At 68.1% G+C, this 18,325-nt stretch carries 17 protein-coding genes; 4 read left to right on the top strand and 13 right to left on the bottom strand.

What is annotated here, in order from left to right:
- Nucleotides 1-147 precede the first annotated feature (147 nt).
- Complete coding sequence (locus ASC91_RS08790; RefSeq protein WP_056195275.1) at nucleotides 148-942, top strand: alpha/beta fold hydrolase; 795 nt, start codon at nucleotides 148-150, stop codon at nucleotides 940-942.
- 169 nt (nucleotides 943-1,111) lie between these two features.
- Here ASC91_RS08790 and ASC91_RS08785 read toward each other — a convergent pair whose 3' ends face one another.
- The 3 genes from ASC91_RS08785 to ASC91_RS08775 are packed head-to-tail and all read right to left on the bottom strand — an operon-like array spanning nucleotide 1,112 to nucleotide 4,292.
- Entirely contained in the window at nucleotides 1,112-2,308 is a 1,197-nt protein-coding gene (locus ASC91_RS08785; RefSeq protein ID WP_157281366.1) for a hypothetical protein, read from the bottom strand.
- Between the two features lie 35 nt (nucleotides 2,309-2,343).
- Nucleotides 2,344-3,186, bottom strand: a complete 843-nt coding sequence (locus ASC91_RS08780; RefSeq protein ID WP_056195268.1) for a LytTR family DNA-binding domain-containing protein — start codon at nucleotides 3,184-3,186, stop codon at nucleotides 2,344-2,346.
- Complete coding sequence (locus tag ASC91_RS08775) at nucleotides 3,183-4,292, bottom strand: sensor histidine kinase (RefSeq protein WP_157281364.1); 1,110 nt, start codon at nucleotides 4,290-4,292, stop codon at nucleotides 3,183-3,185. Before ASC91_RS08775 ends, ASC91_RS08780 begins: the two co-directional genes overlap by 4 nt.
- An 87-nt stretch (nucleotides 4,293-4,379) precedes the next feature.
- Between ASC91_RS08775 and argH the strand changes: the two genes are divergently transcribed.
- Both argH and ASC91_RS08765 read left to right on the top strand, forming a co-directional pair.
- Nucleotides 4,380-5,777, top strand: coding sequence for an argininosuccinate lyase (argH, locus tag ASC91_RS08770; protein ID WP_056195265.1), 1,398 nt, complete (start codon nucleotides 4,380-4,382; stop codon nucleotides 5,775-5,777).
- Between the two features lie 43 nt (nucleotides 5,778-5,820).
- Nucleotides 5,821-6,300, top strand: a complete 480-nt coding sequence (locus ASC91_RS08765; RefSeq protein ID WP_056195262.1) for a hemerythrin domain-containing protein — start codon at nucleotides 5,821-5,823, stop codon at nucleotides 6,298-6,300.
- On the opposite strand, the gene ASC91_RS08760 is transcribed toward ASC91_RS08765, so the two are convergent.
- Together ASC91_RS08760 and ASC91_RS08755 are read right to left on the bottom strand one after the other, a co-directional pair.
- Entirely contained in the window at nucleotides 6,301-8,271 is a 1,971-nt protein-coding gene (locus ASC91_RS08760; RefSeq protein ID WP_056195259.1) for a M3 family metallopeptidase, read from the bottom strand.
- A gap of 147 nt (nucleotides 8,272-8,418) precedes the next feature.
- The gene (locus ASC91_RS08755) at nucleotides 8,419-10,317 is read right to left on the bottom strand and encodes a propionate--CoA ligase (protein ID WP_056195256.1); all 1,899 of its coding nucleotides are present in this window, start codon (nucleotides 10,315-10,317) and stop codon (nucleotides 8,419-8,421) included.
- 238 nt (nucleotides 10,318-10,555) lie between these two features.
- Between ASC91_RS08755 and ASC91_RS08750 the strand changes: the two genes are divergently transcribed.
- On the top strand, nucleotides 10,556-11,275 hold the full coding sequence (locus tag ASC91_RS08750; protein ID WP_327082877.1) for a C40 family peptidase: 720 nt from the start codon (nucleotides 10,556-10,558) through the stop codon (nucleotides 11,273-11,275).
- On the opposite strand, the gene ASC91_RS08745 is transcribed toward ASC91_RS08750, so the two are convergent.
- The 8 genes from ASC91_RS08745 to paaB form a co-directional block, all read right to left on the bottom strand.
- A complete protein-coding gene (locus tag ASC91_RS08745; RefSeq protein ID WP_056195253.1) occupies nucleotides 11,265-11,591 on the bottom strand; it encodes an MmcQ/YjbR family DNA-binding protein in 327 nt (108 codons plus the stop codon). The genes ASC91_RS08750 and ASC91_RS08745 overlap by 11 nt on opposite strands.
- Nucleotides 11,588-13,630, bottom strand: coding sequence for a phenylacetic acid degradation bifunctional protein PaaZ (paaZ, locus tag ASC91_RS08740; RefSeq protein WP_056195250.1), 2,043 nt, complete (start codon nucleotides 13,628-13,630; stop codon nucleotides 11,588-11,590). Before paaZ ends, ASC91_RS08745 begins: the two co-directional genes overlap by 4 nt.
- Complete coding sequence (locus ASC91_RS08735) at nucleotides 13,627-14,772, bottom strand: ABC transporter substrate-binding protein (RefSeq protein WP_056195248.1); 1,146 nt, start codon at nucleotides 14,770-14,772, stop codon at nucleotides 13,627-13,629. The genes paaZ and ASC91_RS08735 overlap by 4 nt, the downstream gene beginning before the upstream one ends.
- A 29-nt stretch (nucleotides 14,773-14,801) precedes the next feature.
- Entirely contained in the window at nucleotides 14,802-15,419 is a 618-nt protein-coding gene (locus tag ASC91_RS08730; protein WP_056195246.1) for a TetR/AcrR family transcriptional regulator, read from the bottom strand.
- Nucleotides 15,419-16,480: a 1,2-phenylacetyl-CoA epoxidase subunit PaaE gene (paaE, locus tag ASC91_RS08725; RefSeq protein ID WP_056195241.1), complete on the bottom strand. Its 1,062-nt coding sequence runs from the start codon at nucleotides 16,478-16,480 to the stop codon at nucleotides 15,419-15,421. Before paaE ends, ASC91_RS08730 begins: the two co-directional genes overlap by 1 nt.
- Nucleotides 16,481-16,562: 82 nt before the next feature.
- The gene (gene paaD, locus ASC91_RS08720; RefSeq protein WP_327082876.1) at nucleotides 16,563-17,213 is read right to left on the bottom strand and encodes a 1,2-phenylacetyl-CoA epoxidase subunit PaaD; all 651 of its coding nucleotides are present in this window, start codon (nucleotides 17,211-17,213) and stop codon (nucleotides 16,563-16,565) included.
- Complete coding sequence (paaC, locus tag ASC91_RS08715; protein ID WP_056195238.1) at nucleotides 17,210-17,974, bottom strand: 1,2-phenylacetyl-CoA epoxidase subunit PaaC; 765 nt, start codon at nucleotides 17,972-17,974, stop codon at nucleotides 17,210-17,212. Before paaC ends, paaD begins: the two co-directional genes overlap by 4 nt.
- Complete coding sequence (gene paaB / locus ASC91_RS08710) at nucleotides 17,974-18,321, bottom strand: 1,2-phenylacetyl-CoA epoxidase subunit PaaB (protein WP_394326318.1); 348 nt, start codon at nucleotides 18,319-18,321, stop codon at nucleotides 17,974-17,976. The genes paaC and paaB overlap by 1 nt, the downstream gene beginning before the upstream one ends.
- Between the last annotated feature and the right edge of the window lie 4 nt (nucleotides 18,322-18,325).

Here is an 18,325-nt window from a genome sequence, read left to right as displayed (position 1 = left end):
GGCCCATACCTACATGCGAGTGGGTTCGTGATCCCCTGCGTCGAGCTCCGGCGCGGCGGCCTGAAACGAATGAAACAAACGTCCGGCCCTCCGCAGCCCGCTTGAAACACGGGCACCGGAGGATGCCGCCACACACCGGAGATCGCCATGACCGAGCCCCACGCCACCCCCGTCGTCTGCCTGCACTCCAGCGCCGCCAGCGGCAAGCAATGGCGCCGCCTCGTTGCCCGGGGTGGTGACGCCTGGCAGTGGCACACGCCCGATCTCTACGGCCATGGCGGCCGACCCGACTGGCCGGAGCTGATGCCCAGCCAGCTGTCGGTCGAAGCCAACGGCGTGCTGGCCGGCTTGCCGTTCGCACCCAACCAGGGCTTTCATCTCGTCGGCCACAGCTATGGAGGCGCCGTCGCCCTGCAGATGGCCCTGCAGCAGCCGCAGCGCGTGCTGTCGCTGACCTTGTACGAACCCGTGGCCTTCGGCGTGCTGCCAGCCCTGGGTCCGAACGAGCCGGAGTGGGAGGAAATCAGAACGGTCGCCGCCACGCTGGGTGCCGCCCTGGACCGCAGCGACGATTTCGGCGCCGCGCGCGGTTTCTGCGCCTATTGGCAGGGCCGCGACGTCTGGCCCGAGATGGACATCGCCGCGCAGCTGCGCATCGCCGAAGCCATGCCGACGGTGCGCCGCCATTTCGAGGCCCTGTTCGCCGCGCAATGGAGCGACAGCCTGCTGGACCTGCTGCGCATGCCGGTGCAACTGATCTGCGGCAGCGCCACCCGCGCCAGTGCCCGCCGCGTGGCGCAGAGCCTGTCAGTGCGCCTGCCGCTGGTGAAGCTGCAGATGCTGGAAGGCGCGGGCCACATGGCGCCGATTGCCGAGGCGGGGCGGGTCAATGCGCTGATCCTGGAGAGCCTGAGGGCGATGCAGCGGGTACCAGCAGGTTGACTCAACCCTTGCTGGCAGAAGCTGGCTGGCGCGGCGTGGCCATGATGCGCGCCAGGACGGCCGAACCGGCACTCGACGCCGCCGGTAGGCCGTCACCCCGGCTGCCACGATCCCAAACCAGCGATGCGTCCGTGCAGTCATGCCGTCAACATAGGCAAGGCCGGCCGCCTCAGGGTGGCGCGGATGCCGGCCTGTCCTTCATCACCGTGCGGGCATAGGCCAGCTCGCCCTGGCGAGCCAGCAGGGCGAGCTGTCGCCCCATGCGGCTGAGGCCGCCACAGTTGGGCTCTTTCAACCACCGCATCGAGTCTGCCGCCATCGCCTCAAGGACCCGGTTGCCCTCATCGCGCTGCAGAGCCTTGGCGCTGTGCACCAGGCCGACGCGCTCCTCCAGCCTGTACAGCAGGCTGGCTTCGATGAGCTCCGTCGTCATCTCGGGCAGGCGTCGCACGGCTTGCTCGCAAAGCTGGCGCCTGTTGGCATCACCGAGCGTTTCGGGGCGGCAGGCGCGCGAGATCTCGAAGTGCGGGCTTTGCATGATGGCCATGTCTTTCCCAAGCACCATCATCAGAGCCATGGCCTCCTCCGGCGTCGGCTCGGCCGCCGCGACTTCGGCCATGGCGATGGATAGCGGCCTGAATGGCGGGGCCGTGCGGGCACGCTGGGCGAATTGATAGAGGGCCTGGGAAACACCCGCTGCGTCGCCACGCTGCTGGCTGTCCTGCATGCGGGCTTGCCAGGGCCAGGCGTCGCCAGGGTTGAGCAGCTCCAGCCTTTCCAGGGTCAGTGCGGCACAGGCCGTCGGCAGAGGACCGGGGGCCTGCGGTTCTGTCAGGAACACGCCACTGGGATTCGACGCCGGCGGTAAAGGCGGCCTGGCGGCAGCAACTCGGCGGGCTGCATCGTTGCGGCAGGCACTCAGTGCCAGGCGATAGGCTGCCGCGTCGGTGGTCGTGGCCGCGAGCGCGGCGGCCGCCTGCACGTCGTCACGCAGCACGGCGGCGGAGATACGCTGCCCCGGGCTACCCGCCTCCAAACGCCTGAGCAGGCTGGCCCTGCCCTCCTCGGCCTGCCGCTCCCAGACCTGCGCCCAAGGCGGCGGCTCCTCGCTCTTGCCATCCATGTCGGCACGCTTCACCCGGCCGAAGCCGCAGACCTCGACGAATTCCTTCGACTCGGCGCCCGCCGGCCCGCTGGCCTGTGGCTGCACCACGGAGGCCGCGATGGACCGCGCGGCCGCAGTCGCCAGCGCTGGCACCGGCGTCGAGCTGGCCGCGACCGATGGCGCGGCGACTGGCGCCGCCGAGCTGGGCTGCGGTGGCCGCCACACCCGCCACCCGGCCAGGCCGCCGGCAGTCGCCAGCATCAGCAGGCCCAACGCCAGCCACCTCCTGCCTCGCCTCAACGCGCCTGCCCCGCCAGTGCCTCGCGCACGGCCGCCACCTGGCGGCGTGACACGGCCAGCCATTCGTCGACATGGACGACGCGCACCGCCCAGCTGTCGGCCACCTCGGCGGAGTCACCGCCATCCAGCTCACCGAAGGATGTCGGCGCGTGGCGCTCCAGTTCGCGCACGGCCCAGCGCGCCACCAGCGCGTTGCGGTGCACGCGCAGGAAGCGCTCGCCGAAGCGCTGCTCCAGGTCGGACAGGGCCCCGTCCATCACATGGCTTTCGCTGGCGGTGCGCAGCGTCAGGTATTTCAGTTCGGCCTTGAAATACAGCACCTCCGCGATCGGCACGCGCAGCAGGCGGCCCCGGTCGGTCAGCGTGACGAAGTCGGCCGTATCAGGAGCGCCGGGCGCGCCGGACGTGTCCAGCGGCTGCTGGGCCTGGGCGGCACCCCGCTCGGACAGACGCTGCGCGGCGCGGGCCAGGGCGGCCTGCAAGCGCTCGCGGCGCACGGGCTTGGTCAGATAGTCCAGCGCGTCGAGTTCGAAGGCGCGCAGCGCATGCATGGCATGGGCCGTGACGAAAATGATCAGCGGCGCCGGCAGGCCGGGCTGATCCGCCTGACGCTGGGCCAGGCTGTCGGCGAGCTGCAGGCCGTCGGCGCCGGGCATCTGCACGTCCAGCAGCACGATGTCGCAGCCATGTTCGCGCAGCCAGGCCGCGGCCTGGGAACCGGTGGCCGCCTCGGCGACGACCTCGCAGCGCGGTTCCTGGATGGCGTCGACCAGGCCGCGCAGGCGCAGCCGGGCCAGGGGTTCGTCGTCGACGAGAAGGACGCGCAGGGCTGTGGTCATAACGGCACCAGGATACGCAAGGAAAAGCGCTGCTCGGTGGATTCGATCTCGAAGCGCGCCGCGACATCGTGCATCAGCTTCAGCCGCTGGCGCACATTGCGCAGGGCCAGGCCATGGCCGGCCGTTCGCGTCGGCCCGCCGACGGTGTTGACGATGCGGATCTCGACCTCGGCGCCGCGGCGCATCGTGGTGACCTCCAGCTCGCCGCCCTCGTCATTGGGCTCCACGCCATGGCGCACGGCGTTCTCCACCAGCGGCTGCAGCAGCAGCGGCGGTACGCGCACGCTGTTCGCCTCGGGGTCGAGGTGCCAGACGATGCGCAGCCGCTTGCCGAAGCGGATCTGCTCGATGGCGAGATAACGGCGCGCCAGCTCGACCTCCTCGGCCAGCGTGACCGAGGCGCTGGCGTCGGCCAGGGCCACGCGGAAAAGCTCGGCAAGATCCTCCAGCACGCTCTCGGCGCGCGCCGGGTCGATCTGCACGAGAGCGATGGCGCTGTTCAGCGTGTTGAACAGGAAATGCGGCCGGATGCGCGACTGCAGCTCGACAAGCTGGGCCAGGGCGTCGGCCGGGCGCTGGGTGTGCTCGCGCATCTTGAGCCAGGCCAGCAGCAGGGCCGCGCCGCTGGCGCCGCAGACGGCGATGCTGGCGATGCGCCAGGCGCCGGCCGGGTCTTCGCTCGTCAGGCTCAGAAGGCCAAAGCCCATCAAGGCACCGACGGCGCCGAGCAGCATCAGCGCGCCCCACTGCACCGGCTCGGGCAGGCGCGGCCACAGCCGCTTGGCCGCGCAGACGACGAGCAGCCAGGACAGCACGGCGAACATCGTCACGACCGTGCCGTTGGCCGTCAGCGTCAGCCATTGGCCGGCATCGCGCGCGACGACGGCTACCCCCAGGGCCAGCAACAGCTGCACGCCAAGCACGGCGCGCAGCACCAGGCCAACGTGGCAGACATCGAAGGCGCGCGTCGGGTCCAGCAGCGGCGCCTTGTTGAGCTCGGGCAGTTCAGGCAGCTCGGTGGCCGCGAAGCCCAGCCATTGGCTGAGCTGCATGGACTCGTGCCAGACGCTGTGGTGCGCTGGCGCGCGACGCTTGAAGAAGGGCATGTGGGGCTCGGATTTGTTGGCGTTCGATAATCCCGGGCTGCGCCTGCATTTTGCGCGCTGAATTCCGCCGCCCGCCTCATCTCAGTCATGTCAGACAACCAACTCGCGAATAAGTCCCAAGCCTGGTCCGCCCTCTTCTCAGAGCCGATGAGCGATCTGGTCAAGCGCTACACGGCCAGCGTCGGCTTCGACCAGCGCCTGTGGCGGGCCGACATCGCCGGCAGCCTCGCTCATGCCGAGATGCTGGCGGCGCAAGGCATCCTCAATGCTGAGGACCATGCGGCCATCCAGCGAGGCCTGGGCGAGATTGCCGCCGAGATCGAGGCCGGCCAGTTCGAGTGGAAGCTGGACCTGGAGGACGTGCACCTCAACATCGAGGCGCGGCTGACCGAGCGCGTCGGCATTGCCGGCAAGCGACTGCACACCGGCCGCAGCCGCAACGACCAGGTCGCGACCGACGTGCGCCTGTGGCTGCGCGGCGAGATCGACGAGATCAGCGGCCTGCTCAAGGCTCTGCAGACCGTGATGGTGGAAAAGGCCAGCGAGCATGCCGATGTGATCCTGCCCGGCTTCACGCACCTCCAGGTGGCGCAGCCGGTCAGCTTCGGCCACCACCTGCTGGCCTATGTGGAGATGTTTGCCCGCGATGCCGAGCGTATGGGGGACACGCGCAAGCGCGTCAACCGCCTGCCGCTGGGCGCGGCCGCGCTGGCCGGCACCAGCTATCCACTGGACCGCGAGCGCGTCGCGAAGACGCTGGGCATGGAGGGCGTGTGCCAGAACAGCCTGGATGCGGTGAGCGACCGTGACTTCGCGATCGAGTTCTCGTCGGCCGCCACGCTGGTGATGCTGCACATCTCGCGGCTGTCCGAGGAGCTGATCCTGTGGATGAGCCAGAACTTCGGCTTCATCGCCCTGCCCGACGCCTTCTGCACCGGCTCGTCGATCATGCCGCAGAAGAAGAACCCCGACGTGCCGGAACTGGCGCGCGGCAAGACGGGCCGCGTTGTCGGCCACCTCGTCGGCCTCGTCACGCTGATGAAGGGCCAGCCCCTGGCCTACAACAAGGACAACCAGGAAGACAAGGAGCCCTTGTTCGACACGGTGGACACGCTGAAGGACACGCTGCGCATCTTTGCCGACATGCTGGCCGGCCTGACCGTCAAGCCCGAAGCCATGCGCGCCGCGGCGCTGAAGGGCCATGCGACCGCGACCGACCTGGCCGACTACCTCGTCAAGAAGGGCGTGGCCTTCCGCGATGCGCACGAGGTGGTCGCCCATGCCGTCAAGACGGCGACGGCCAAGGGCGTGGACCTGGCCGCGCTGTCGCTGGACGAGCTGAAGGCCTTCGACGCGCGCATCGAAGCCGATGTGTTCGAGGTGCTGTCGCTGGAAGGTTCGCTGAACGCGCGCAATGTGCTCGGTGGCACCGCGCCGGCCCAGGTGCGCGCCCAGGTGGCCCGCCACCGCGCGCGGCTGGTTTGAGCTGGCTCAACACGCCCTTGTCGAGCCTCACTAGCATCCCCGCATGACTACGCTTGCCTGGACCGACAAACTGGTCCTGAACCAGCCTACGCTGGACACGACCCACGAAGAGTTCGTCGGCCTGCTGAACGCCTTCGGCGCCGCACTGGACGCCGGCATCGACGCCCTGCCCGCCTACCACGCGCTGTTGGCTCACACCGAGGCTCACTTCGCGATGGAGGAGGACTGGATGGCGCGCTGCGGCTTCGAGGCGCAGAACTGCCATGCCAGCCAGCACGCCATGGTGCTGAACGTGATGCGCGAGGCGCTGCGCTATGCCAATGAGCTGAACGACCGCGAACCGCTGAACATCCTGCGCACGGAGCTGGCCGGCTGGTTTCCGCAGCACGCCGAGATGATGGACGCGGCCCTGGTGTTCACGATGGAGCAGCGCGGCTTCGACCCGGTGACGGGCGAATGCCGCGAACTGGCGGCAGAAACCGCCGCGAGCCACAGCTGTGGTTCGGGCGGTAGCTGCGCCTGACTACTTCTTCAGGTACTCGAAGAACGCCTGTGAGTTGCTCTCGCGGCCCAGGAAGTCCTTGACCAGCTCGGGCGCCGGCTTCTGTGCGCCCTGGCCCAGCACCAGGTCACGGTACCGCTTGCCGACTTCGGGGCTGAGCTTGTCGGCCGCAAACGCCGTGCGCAGGTCCATGGCGACGACCAGGCTCCACAAATAGCCGTAGTACCCGGCGCCATAGCTGCCGGCGATATGGGCAAAGCCGGCCGGGAACATCGTGCCCTGCACATGGCCCAGCGGCGTGGCGCCTTCCATCTTGGCCCACAGCGGCATCGGCTCGGGCTTGGCGCTCTGGTGCAGCGTGATGTCGTAGCTGGCATACAGATGCTGGCGGCCGAACTGGCCACCCTTGCCGTAGTGCTTGGCGGCCTCGGCCTGGTCCACCATCACGTCCGGCACAGGCTTGCAGGTCGGGCAGACCTCCTGCATCAGCTTCAGCACCTTCTTGTCATAGACCCAGTCCTCCAGCATCTGCGACGGCGCCTCGACGAAGTCATGCATGACGCTGGTGCCCGCGGTAGCCGCATAGCGCGTGCTGGACAGGTTCACATGCACCGCATGGCCCAGCTCGTGCAGCAGGGTCTCGACCTCGTCCAGCGTCAGGCCGTTGCGGTCGAAGTTGACGACGAGCGCCGCCACCGGCGTGCGGCCAATGCGCGTCGCGCTGCCGCGCAGCGGCCAGACGGCCGCGTGGTTGTACTTGCCGTCGCGCGGGTAGAGGTCGACGTAGAGCTGCGCGATGGGCTTGCCCGAAGCGGCGTCGCTGACGACATAGGTCTGGGCCTCGTCCTGCCAGAGCTTGTTGTCGATGCGCTGGTACTTCACGCCCATCAATTTCTCGATGATGTGCATCGAGAACTCCAGGCTGGCCTGGGGCGGGAAGTAGGGGCGGAAGGCGTTCTGATCGACGCTGAACTTCTGCAGCTTGACGCGCTCGCTGTAGAAGGTCGCGTCCCAGCGCTCGACCTTGGTCTGCTCCAGCGGCGTGCCCAGGTGCTTGGCCTTGTCGGCACGCAGCTCCTGCAGCTCCGTGTTCTCACGGGCGTTGACGGCACCGGTCACGGAGTCGAGGAAGCGCGTCGCCGTCGCGCCATCCTTGGCCATCTGGCGGCGTAGGTTGAAGTCGACATAGTTGTCGAAGCCGAACAGCTTGGCGTACTCGCCGCGCAGCGTGACGATCTGCGCCAGCAGGTCAAGGTTGCCCTGGCCGCCCTCGTTGACCTTGGCCAGCCACATGCGCTGGCGCGCCTCGCCGCTCTCGGCGCTGCGCATGACCGGCACGTAGCTCGGGTAGTCCACACCCAGCAGGATGCGGCCCTGCTCGTCGCGCTTGGCCTTTTCCCAGACGCTGGCCGGCACACCCTTGAGTTCGGCCTCGGTGAAGGCCATGCGCGTGCCGGCGTCGCGGATCTTCTTGTTGAACTGCTGGTCCAGCTCGGTCAGCTTGTCCAGGATCTGCTTGGCGCGCTCGCGCTTGGCCTTGGGCAGGGCCACGCCGCTGTCCTCGAACTGGCCCGAGGCCAGGCGCACCAGCTCGGCATCGACGGCGTCCTTCTTGGGCGCCTTCTGCAGCGCGCGATAGACCTTCTCGTTCTGGCCGAAGCTGGAACCGAAGTCGGCCCAGCGCAGCGAGCAGGCCTGGGCGGCGTCCCGCACGGCTTTGTCCGGATGGACATTGAGGACGAAGTCATTGGGGCCTTGGTTGTCCTCCAGATAGACGGTCAGGTCGTCATAGGCGGCCAGCCAGCCGGCGTCGACCTTGCGCTTCTCCAGCTGCGCAACGCGCTGTCTGGCGCCCTTGAGGCCGGTATCGCAGCGAGTCTGCACACCGGCAACGTTGCCGAAGGTCGGGAAATTGGGGGCCGGCAGCTTGGGTTGAGCCTGCGCGGCGGCGATCAGCGCCAGGGTGGCGAGCGTGGTCAGGACGGGTTTCATCGCGTCTCCTTGTGGGAAGGGCGCGATTCTCTCGGCCGGATCGGCGTCAGCCGTTCGGCACTCCCCTATTTCTGCAGCAGGGTTTTTACGGCTGTTGCGCGCGAACACCAGACGCGCAAGGGCCTGGCTTCCGCGCCGATCCCGGCGTCAGGAGTCGGCGCGCAACAGCCTGCTCACTTGGATCAATGCACTCGGATCGTCCAGCGTCGTCAGGTCGCCCGGATCACGCCCCTCGGCCACGGCCTGCAGCGCGCGGCGCAGCAGCTTGCCCGATCGCGTCTTGGGCAGCAGCGTCACGAAGTAGACGCGCGCCGGCCGCGCCACCGCGCCCAGCTGGGCGTCGACATGCTTCATGACCTCGCCCTCCAGCGCGAGCGAGGCTTGGCCGGGATCGCGCAACACCACGAAGGCGATGGCGACCTGGCCCTTGAGTTGATCAGCCACGCCGACGACGGCGACCTCGGCCACCGCCTTGTGGCCCGAAATGCATTCCTCGATCTCACGCGTGCCCAGGCGGTGGCCGGCCACATTGATGACGTCGTCCGTGCGGCCGAGGATGAAGGTGTAGCCGTCGGCATCGCGCAGGCCCCAGTCGAAGGTGGAGTACACCTCGCGGCCCGGCACGCTCTTCCAATAGGTGTTGACGAAGCGCGCGTCGTCGCCCCAGACCGTCTGCAACGTGCCCGGCGGCAGCGGATGCTCGATGACGAGCACGCCCTTCTGGTTGGGCTCGGTGAGCTCGGCGCCGGTGTTCTCGTCGAGCAGCTTCACGTCATAGCCATACATCGCCACGCCGGGCGAGCCCAGGCGCATCGGCACGGCTTCGACACCGGGGATGTGGTGGGCCACCGTCAGCAGCGGCCAGCCGGTCTCGGTCTGCCAGTAGTTGTCGATGATCGGGACGCCAAGACCGTCGGCGATCCAGCTTGCCGTGGGCTCGTCCAGCGGTTCACCGGCCAGGAAGAGCGCACGCAGCGACGAGAGGTCGTGGCGCTTGAGCAGCGCGGCGTCATGCTTCTTCAGCACGCGCACCGCCGTCGGCGCGCTGAACATGACGGTCACCTTGTATTTCTCGACCAGGCTCCACAGCACGGCTGCGTCAGGGTTGACCGGCGTGCCCTCGTACATCAGCGTCGCCATGCCGGCGATCAGTGGCCCGTAGACGATATAGCTGTGGCCCACGACCCAGCCGATGTCGCTGGTGGAGAAATAGGTCTCGCCCGGCTTGCCGCCGAAGATCCAGTCCATGCTGGTGGCCAGCGCGACCGCATGGCCGCCGACGTCCCGCTGCACGCCCTTGGGCCTGCCTGTCGTGCCGCTGGTGTAGAGGGTATAGCTTGGGCTGTTGGACTCGAGCCAGACGCAGGGCACGCAGGCGTCGGCATGTTGGCGGCGCAACGCGGCGTAGTCCAGGTCGCGACCAGCCACACGCTCAAAGGGCACCAGGCCGCGGTCCACCATCAGCACCGCGGCCGGCTTGTGCGCGGACAACTGAATGGCCTCGTCGAGCAGCGGCTTGTAGGGCAGCGTCTTGCCGGCGCGGCTGCCCGCGTCGGCGCTGATGATGAGTTTCGGCGTCGCGTCCTCGATGCGGCTGGCCAGGCTGACCGATGCGAAGCCCCCGAACACGACCGAATGGATGGCGCCGATGCGCGCGCAGGCCAGCATCGCGAACGCGGCCTCCGGAATCATGGGCATGTAGATCAGCACGCGGTCCCCAGAGCCCACGCCCTGCGCGACCAGCATGGCGGCCATCACCTCGACCTCAGCCTGCAGTTCGGCAAAGCTGTAGACCTTTTCCTGCCCGACTTCGGTCGACACCCAGATCAGCGCGCGGTCGTCGGACCGCGTGGCGGCATGCCGATCCACCGCGTTGTGGCAGAGATTGGTCGTGCCACCGACGAACCAACGTGCGAACGGTGGGTTGCTTGCATCACAGATTTGCTGCGGTGGGGTCTGCCAATCAATGCGCCTGGCCTGCTCGGCCCAGAAGGCGTCGCGCTCGCTCAACGAGCGTCTGTGGAATTCGGCATAGGACTTGGTCATGCGGGGAGTGTGAATCCGAGGCACTGACGGCAATCTGACCTTTCGCAACACCTTGGCGTGATGAATTGCAGGGTTTTTACGGGGTTCACCGTCGGCCAAGCCGGGGTTTGCCCTGAAAATCGCGCGCTTTACGTCCGCTTCGATTGACGGTGCCAGGGTGCCCCCCTAACCTCCGCGCCGCTGTCCCACTCCGCTATCGCGACCGCCCGCGGTCCGCCCCGGTTTCTCTCTCTCCCGAATGCCCTTGTCCTCTGCCCTGCTGAACCGCATCGCTGTTGCCGGCCTCCTGGCTGCCAGCTTTGCTGCGCATGCGCAAGGCGTGGCCCAGGCCGCGACAGTCACGCCGCCACCAGGCACGATGACGGGAGCCTACGGCCAGAGCCTGCAGCAGCAGGCCGCCACGGACAAGGCCAACACCCAGCCGGCAGGCGCCACCAAGCCCGCAACGGCCCAGGATGCCGTCAGCCGCTTCCTCAGCGAACGCGGCCTGCTGGCCAGCGCTGAATCGGGCGGGTCATCTCGCCTGCTGGCCAGCGTGCGCGACACCGCGTCCGACCTGGTGCTGTCGGCCATGAACTTCCTTGGCGTGCGTTACACGCGCGGTGGCAATTCGGTCGAGAACGGCTTTGACTGCAGCGGCTTCACCCGCCACATCTTCGAGATGAGCGTGGGCCTGGTGCTGCCGCGCCGCGCCGACGAACAGGCCAAGGACAGCAGCCTGCTGCCTATCCACCAGAACGAACTCAAGCCTGGCGACCTGGTGTTCTTCAACACGATGAAGCGCACCTTCAGCCACGTGGGCATCTATGTCGGCGAAGGCAAGTTCATCCACGCCCCGCGCACCGGCAGCGCCGTGCGGGTGGAAGACATGCGCGATTCCTACTGGGCCAAGCGCTTCACGGGCGCACGCCGCGCTGACCTGAAGGCGGCAGCTGGCGAAGGCCCGGTCACGCGCTGACTCCGCCGTTGTCGCGCCAGGACTGCGAGAGCAACTCCTTGACGCAGCCCAGCTTGGCTTTCGCGAGCAGCAGCTTCACGCCGCAGCGCCTGGCGCCCCAGAACAGCGGCTCTACGACCCCTGCCTCACGATCGATCCACGCATCGCGCGAATCCTCGTCCTTGATGAAGACGCGCAACTCCGCGCCGTCGGGCGTCATCGTCGCGAAGATCTTGCCCTTCGCGCCTGGCAGCCGGAAGGACGTCAGTTCGTGATGCGGCGTTTCGACCGCACCGGGCAGGCCCAAGGCGAGTGCTCGGGCCTGCGCTGCGTTCATCCCGCGATGCGCTTGGCCACCAAGGTCAGGATTTCGTAGCTCGCGCAGAGCTCGTCACGCTGGTTGGTAACGGCCACGTCCCAGCCGATGACGCCTTGCGCGGGCTGGTCGTCGCGCGGCGGGCGGTCGATCTTGCGCTTGGCGGTCAGGCGTGCCTGGATGGTGTCGCCGATCGCCACGGGCGTGACGAAGCGCAGATTCTCCAAGCCGTAGTTCGCGAGCACCGGGCCAGGCGCCGGGCTGACGAACAGGCCGGCTGCGGCCGACAGCACGAAGTAGCCATGGGCGATGCGCTTGCCGAAGGGCGATTCCTTGGCCGCCACTTCGTCGAAGTGCATGTAGAAGTAGTCACCCGACAGGCCACCAAAGGCGACGATGTCGGCCTCGCCCACCGTGCGGCGATGCGTCAGCAGGCTCATACCCACCTCGACGTCCTCGAAGTAGCGACGGAAGGGATGGATATCGCTCTCGGTGACTGCGCCGCCGCGCTGGTACTCACCAGTGATAGCCGAGATCATCGTCGGCGAGCCCTGCACGGCGCAGCGCTGCAGATAGTGCTTCACGGCGCGCAGGCCACCCAGTTCCTCGCCCCCGCCCGCGCGGCCGGGGCCGCCGTGCTTGAGCTTGGGCAGCGGCGAACCATGGCCGGTGTTCTCCAGCGCGGCTTCGCGGTCCAGCACCAGCATGCGGCCATGCCAGGCGGCGAAGGTCGGCACAGCTTGGGCGGCCAGGGCCGGTGTCTTCGTGCAGATGGTGCCGACCAGGCTGCCGCGGCCCAGCGTCGCCAGGTGCAGGGCCTCCTCGAAATCGCCATAGGGCAGCAGCGTCGTCACCGGGCCGAAGGCTTCCAGGTGGTGGGCGTCGCTCGCAGCTGAGTCGCGGGCCAGCAGCAGCGTCGGGGCGAAGAAGGCGCCGTCGCTGACACCTTCGCCCTTGGGCGCAAAACCGTCGCGCCCGGACAGCAGCAACTCGCAGTTCTTGGCCAGTTGGGCCACGCGTTCGGCCACGTCGGCCTGCTGCGCCTTGCTGGCTAGCGCGCCCATGCGCACGCCTTCGACAGCCGGGTCACCCACCACCGTCTTGGACAAGCGCGCCTTCAGTGCAGTGGCCACCGCATCGATGCGGCTGGCGGGCACGATGGTGCGGCGGATGGCCGTGCACTTCTGGCCGGCCTTGGCCGTCATCTCGCGCGCCACCTCCTTGATGAAGAGGTCGAACTCCGGGTCATCCGGCGTCACGTCGGGCGCGAGGATGGCGCAGTTCAGGCTGTCGGCCTCGGCGTTGAAGGGGATGCTCTTCTTCAGCAGGTTCGGGTGGGCCTTCAGCATCAGCGCGGTGTCGGCGCTGCCGGTGAAGGTGACGACGTCGGCCTCGTCCAGGCGCTCGAACAGATCACCCGTGCCGCCAATGATGAGCTGCAGCGCGCCGGCCGGCACCAGGCCCGACTCGACGATGAGGCGCACGCAGGCCTCGGCCACATAGCTGGTGGCCGTGGCAGGCTTGATCAGGCAAGGCATGCCGGCCAGGAAGCTCGGCGCAAACTTCTCCAGCATCCCCCACATCGGGAAATTGAAGGCGTTGATGTGCAGGGCCACGCCCCGCTTGGGCACCATCACATGGCTGCCGATGAAGTGGTTGTTGGCGCCCAGCCGCATGGCCGGGCCCTCGTGCAGCACATTGCTGCTCGGCAGGTCCTTGCCGCCGATGGAGGCGTAGGCAAACAAGGTGCCGATGCCGCCCTCGATGTCGATCCAGGAGTCGCTGCGCGTCGCGCCGGTGTGGGCGCTGATGGCGTACAGCTCTTCCTTGCGTTCCATCAGGTAGGCGGCCAGCGCCTTCAGCACGCGGGCGCGGTCCTGGAAATGGGTGCGCAGCAGGCTGGGCAGCGCCGTGCCACGCGCGAAGGCCATGGCCTCGGCGAAGTCCAGGCCCTCTTCATGCGTATGCGCAACCACGCGGCCGTTGATCGCGCTGGCCAGTGGCTTGGCCGCTCGTTCACCGACCCAGCGGCCGGCGATGTAACTTTGAAGCGTACTCACTTGATGAGTTTCCAAGCGCCGTTTTCGATCTGCACCATCACGCGAGCGCGCTGGTCCAGGCCCAGGTGGTCACCTGACGACATGTTGTAGACGCCATGCGCGCCGGCCAGGTTCTTCACGTTTTCCAGCGCATCGCGCAGCGCGGCGCGGAAGGCCGGCGTGCCGGGCTGGGCCTTCTTCAGCGCCTCGGGCGCGGCGGCGGCGAGCAGCAAGCCGGCGTCCCAGGCATGGCCACCGAAGGTCGAGACCGAGCCCTTGCCGTGGGCGGCCTCGTACTTGGCGATGTAGTCCTGGGCGCTCTTCTTCACCGGGTGGTCGGCCGGCAGCTGGGCCGCGACGAGCACCGGGCCAGCGGGCAGCAGCGTGCCTTCGACATCCTTGCCGCCGACCCGCAGGAAGTCGTTGTTGGCGATGCCATGGGTCTGATAGATCTTGCCGGCATAGCCGCGCTCCCTGAGCGCCTTCTGCGGCAGCGCTGCGGGCGTGCCCGAGCCGGCAATGAGAATGGCGTCGGGCTTGGCGGCTACCAGCTTGAGCACCTGGCCGGTGACCGACGTGTCCGTGCGGTTGTAGCGTTCGCTCGCGACGACGTTGAGCTTCTTCGTCGCGGCGATCTTGTTGAACTCTCCCCACCAGCCTTCACCATAGGCGTCGGCAAAGCCGATGAAGCCGGCCGTCTTGATGCCGTTGTCGACCATGTGGGTCACGATGGCCAGGGCCATCATGATGTCGTTCTGCGGCGTCTTGAAGACCCAGCGCTTTTTCGCGTCGACAGGCTCGACGATGCGTGCCGAAGCGGCCATCGAGATCATCGGCGTCTGCGCTTCTGACACCGCATCGATCATCGCCAGCGAATTGGGCGTGACGGTGGAACCGATGACGATGTCGACCTTGCTGTCGGTGATGAGCTTGCGCGTGTTGGCGACGGCCGTCGTCGTGTCGGAGGCGTCGTCCAGCACGATGTAGTGGACCTTCTGGCCGCCGATGGTGGTCGGCATCAGGGCGACGGTGTTCTTCTCCGGGATCCCGAGCGAGGCCGCCGGGCCGGTGGCCGACAACGTGACGCCGACGGTGATGTCAGCCTGGGCCGCCAGGCTCAGCGTGGCCGCCAGGGCCAGGGCGAGTTGCTTGAATCGCTTCATGGGGTCGTCTCCTCGGGATGTCATCGGGGTTATGGAATGAGGGCGGGCTGGCGCAGTTGCACCGCGCCGAGCCCACCAAAGAACAGGTCACTGACCAGGGTGGCGAGCGCCTCGTGCGAGAGCTCGCCGTCGGGCCGCAGCCAGGTGAAGGTCCAGTTGATCATGCCAAAAAGCAGCATGGTCAGCGGCTTGTGCAGGTTGGCGTCGCGCAGTTCTGGCCGCACCTGGCAGACGGCCGCCGCGAACTCGCTGACGACGCGGCGCTCAACGTCCAGCAGGCGTTCGCGCTCGGCATCGGCCAGGAACTTGATCTCGCTGGTCAGCACGCGGTGCTGGGCCTGGGCGTCGGCATAGGAGCGCGTGAAACGCTCGATGAGGGCGCGCAGCTGCGCGTCGGGCGTCAGCTGCCGGGACTTGACCTCTTCGACCAGGGCCAGCAGCGCATGCACATGGCTGTCGCAGATCTGGGCCAGCAGCTCCTGCTTGTCCTGGAAGTAGTGGTACAGGGTCGGCTTGGCGACGCCGCAGGCCTCGGCGACCTGGTTCATGGACGTGGCGCTGAAGCCCTGCTCGGCAAACAGGCGGGCGGCGGCGGCGAGGATGTCCTCGCGTTGGGCCTCGAAGCCGGGGGCGCGTTTGCGTGCCATCAGCGTTCGTCGAAGGAAATCACGACCCGCTCCGTCAACGGATGGGCCTGGCAGCTCAGGATGAAGCCGGCGGCGACCTCGGCCTTGTCCAGGGCGAAGTTCTTGTCCATGCGCACCTCGCCCTCGATGAGCTTGCAGCGGCAGGTGGAGCAGACGCCGCTCTTGCACGAGAACGGCACATCCATGCCTTCGCGCGCAGCGGCGTCGAGCAGGCTGGGGTCGCTGGAATGGAACTCGATCTCGCGCGACAGGCCGTCGCGGATGACGGTCACGCGGGCCTGGGGCGCGTCGCCAGGCTTGACCTCGTGGGGCACGGGTTTGCCGGATAGCGTCTCCGGCGTGCCGAAGCGCTCGATGTGGATGCGCTCGGCCGGGATGCCCGAGCCGAGCAGCGCAGCCTCGGCCTGGTCGTTCATCTCGAAGGGGCCGCAGACGAAGACTTCGTCAATGCTCGCCGCCGGCACCGGGCCGGCCAGGAAGACGCTGAGCTTGCCCGCATCCAGGCGGCCGCCGTACAGCGGCGCGTCGACGGCCTCGCGGCTAAAGACCAGGTGCAGGGACAGCCGCGTCATGAAGCGGTTCTTCAGGTCTTCGAGTTCTTCCTTGAACATCGTCGACGCGGTGCGGCGGTTCGAATAGATCAGCGTCGCGCGGGCATTCGGCTCGCGCTCCAGCAGCGCCGTCAGGATGGCGATGATGGGCGTGATGCCCGAGCCGCCGGCGATGAAGAGCACATGGCGCCCCTCGGCCTGTGCTGCGGGCATCAAGAAGCGCCCTTGCGGCGGGTAGGACTCGATGACGTCGCCGGCCTTGAGCTGCTCATGCACCCAGCTGGAGAAGGCGCCGCCATCGACGCGGCGGATACCGACCTGCAGGCGGCGGTCGGAGCAGATGGAGTAACTGCGGCGCAGCTCCTGGCCGCCGACGCTGGCGCGCAGCGTCAGGTACTGGCCGGGCTCGAAACCGAAGCCGTCAGCGGGCGCTTCGAAGCCGACGACCATCGCGTCATCGGTGTCGCGCTCGACGGAGGTCACGCGCAGGGGGTGGAAATGGAGGGCCATCTCAGTGCCCGCCCGGCCGCCCGAAGGGCACTGGCGCCCCCTCGGGGGGCAGTGAACGAAGTGAACGTGGGGGCGTCATGTTCTAGATCGGCTTGAAGTATTCGAAGGGTTCGAGGCACTCGATGCAGCGCCACGTGGACTTGCATGCGGTGGAGCCGAAGCGGGAGAGTTGTTCCGTGCGGCCGCTGTCGCAACGCGGGCAGCGCAGGCGCGGCACGATGCGGATGGCTTGCTCGCCACTGCACTGCGGCGGCACGATGCCGTACTGCTGCAGCTTCTCGCGGCCCTCGGGCGTGATCCAGTCGGTGCTCCACGCCGGCGCACGCTGCATCGTGACGGTCACGTCGCCAAACTCAGCCAGCGCCGCACGCACGTCGTCGGCGATCAGTTCGGTCGCCGGGCAGCCGCTGTAGGTCGGCGTCAGCACAACCTCGACGCCCGACGCCGTCTCGCGCAGCTCGCGCACGATGCCCAGCTCCACCAGGCTGACCGCCGGGATCTCGGGGTCGGGCACGGCGTTGAGCTTGGCGCGGGCGGCCAGGAGCCTGGAAGGTGGCGGGCATGGCACGCGGTGGGCCGGCAAGGGGTCGATGGCAAGGCGCGATGCGCAGCCCGGGCCGTCAGCCCGGGCAAGCGGCGCAACGCCGCCAACGGCCTCTTGCAGGCCCACCCCGGAGGGCTGCGGATACGCAGCGCGGGCCGTGGACGCCGCCTTCCAGGCTCCTTGATTCACCACACGCCTCCGGGATACATGCGCTGCAGGTGCTGCATCGTCGCCAGCATGTGGCCCATGTGTTCGCAGTGGATGCCGTCAATGCCACGCGGCTGCATCGCGCTTTCGCGCGGCAGCGTGAGCGTGGCTTCGGCCATCAGCGTGGCCCAGCGGGCGCGCCATTCAGGCTCCAGCTCGTTCCATGCGGGGCCGACGCCGTCGACACCATCGGCGGCGAACAGCTCGTTGAAGTACGGCCACAGCACGTTCAGCGCCGCCTGCATGCGCGCCTTGGAATCCTCCGTGCCGTCGCCCAGGCGCACCACCCAGTCGCCTGAGTGCTGGCGGTGGTAGCGCACTTCCTTGATCGACTTGGCGGCAATGCCCGCCAGCTCGGTGTCGAGGCTGGTCTGCAGGCGCTCGTACAGCAGCTCCAGCCAGATCGCCATGGCCGTGTTGCGCAGCACCGTCAGCGCGAAGTCGCGTCCGCCACCGCCATCGCTCGGGCTGGCCGCCGCATTGGGCAGTTCGACGAGGATGATGTTGCGGTAGTCGCGCTCCTCGCGCAGGAAGGCGAGCTGGTCTTCATCGCGGCCGGCGCCTTCAAGTTGACCGGCATGCGTCAGCAGCGCACGCGCCTGGCCCAGCAGGTCCAGCGCGATATTGGGCAGCGCCAGGTCTTCCTCCAGCACCGGCGCGTGGCCGGCCCATTCGGACAGCCTCTGGCTGTGGATGAGACAGGTGTCCGCCAGGCGGAGCACGTAAGTGGTCTTGGCGTCCATCACATGTGGTTGAGCTCATCGGGGAGCTCATAGAACGTGGGGTGGCGGTAGACCTTGTCGTCGGCCGGGTCGAACAGGCTGCCCTTCTCGGCCGGGTCGCTGGCGACGATCTGCTCGGAGCGCACGACCCAGATGCTGGTGCCTTCCTGGCGGCGCGTGTACACGTCGCGCGCCATCTGGATGGCCATGGGCGCATCGGCCGCGTGCAGGCTGCCGCAATGCTTGTGGTCCAGGCCCGCCTTGCTGCGGACAAATACTTCCCACAAAGGCCATTCCCTTGCCCCCGGACCGGCGGGTACGCCGGCCACACCCCCCGAGGGGGTGCCACCCGACTCGGGGCGGCCCAGCGTT

It is taken from the genome of Pelomonas sp. Root1237, assembly GCF_001425055.1.
Taxonomy (GTDB): Bacteria; Pseudomonadota; Gammaproteobacteria; order Burkholderiales; family Burkholderiaceae_C; genus Pelomonas.
This window is presented reverse-complemented; position numbering and strand designations above follow the sequence as displayed.

What these genes read in the sequence shown, in the direction of transcription:
- ASC91_RS08755 (WP_056195256.1), bottom strand. Translation starts at nt 10,317, where the DNA reads ATGACCAAGTCCTATGCCGAATTCCACAGACGCTCGTTGAGCGAGCGC.
- ASC91_RS08760 (WP_056195259.1), bottom strand. Translation starts at nt 8,271, where the DNA reads ATGAAACCCGTCCTGACCACGCTCGCCACCCTGGCGCTGATCGCCGCC.
- argH (WP_056195265.1), top strand. Translation starts at nt 4,380, where the DNA reads ATGTCAGACAACCAACTCGCGAATAAGTCCCAAGCCTGGTCCGCCCTC.
- ASC91_RS08745 (WP_056195253.1), bottom strand. Translation starts at nt 11,591, where the DNA reads ATGAACGCAGCGCAGGCCCGAGCACTCGCCTTGGGCCTGCCCGGTGCG.
- paaC (WP_056195238.1), bottom strand. Translation starts at nt 17,974, where the DNA reads ATGGACGCCAAGACCACTTACGTGCTCCGCCTGGCGGACACCTGTCTC.
- ASC91_RS08750 (WP_327082877.1), top strand. Translation starts at nt 10,556, where the DNA reads ATGCCCTTGTCCTCTGCCCTGCTGAACCGCATCGCTGTTGCCGGCCTC.
- ASC91_RS08765 (WP_056195262.1), top strand. Translation starts at nt 5,821, where the DNA reads ATGACTACGCTTGCCTGGACCGACAAACTGGTCCTGAACCAGCCTACG.
- ASC91_RS08780 (WP_056195268.1), bottom strand. Translation starts at nt 3,186, where the DNA reads ATGACCACAGCCCTGCGCGTCCTTCTCGTCGACGACGAACCCCTGGCC.
- paaE (WP_056195241.1), bottom strand. Translation starts at nt 16,480, where the DNA reads ATGGCCCTCCATTTCCACCCCCTGCGCGTGACCTCCGTCGAGCGCGAC.
- ASC91_RS08735 (WP_056195248.1), bottom strand. Translation starts at nt 14,772, where the DNA reads ATGAAGCGATTCAAGCAACTCGCCCTGGCCCTGGCGGCCACGCTGAGC.
- ASC91_RS08790 (WP_056195275.1), top strand. Translation starts at nt 148, where the DNA reads ATGACCGAGCCCCACGCCACCCCCGTCGTCTGCCTGCACTCCAGCGCC.
- ASC91_RS08775 (WP_157281364.1), bottom strand. Translation starts at nt 4,292, where the DNA reads ATGCCCTTCTTCAAGCGTCGCGCGCCAGCGCACCACAGCGTCTGGCAC.
- ASC91_RS08730 (WP_056195246.1), bottom strand. Translation starts at nt 15,419, where the DNA reads ATGGCACGCAAACGCGCCCCCGGCTTCGAGGCCCAACGCGAGGACATC.
- ASC91_RS08785 (WP_157281366.1), bottom strand. Translation starts at nt 2,308, where the DNA reads ATGCTGGCGACTGCCGGCGGCCTGGCCGGGTGGCGGGTGTGGCGGCCA.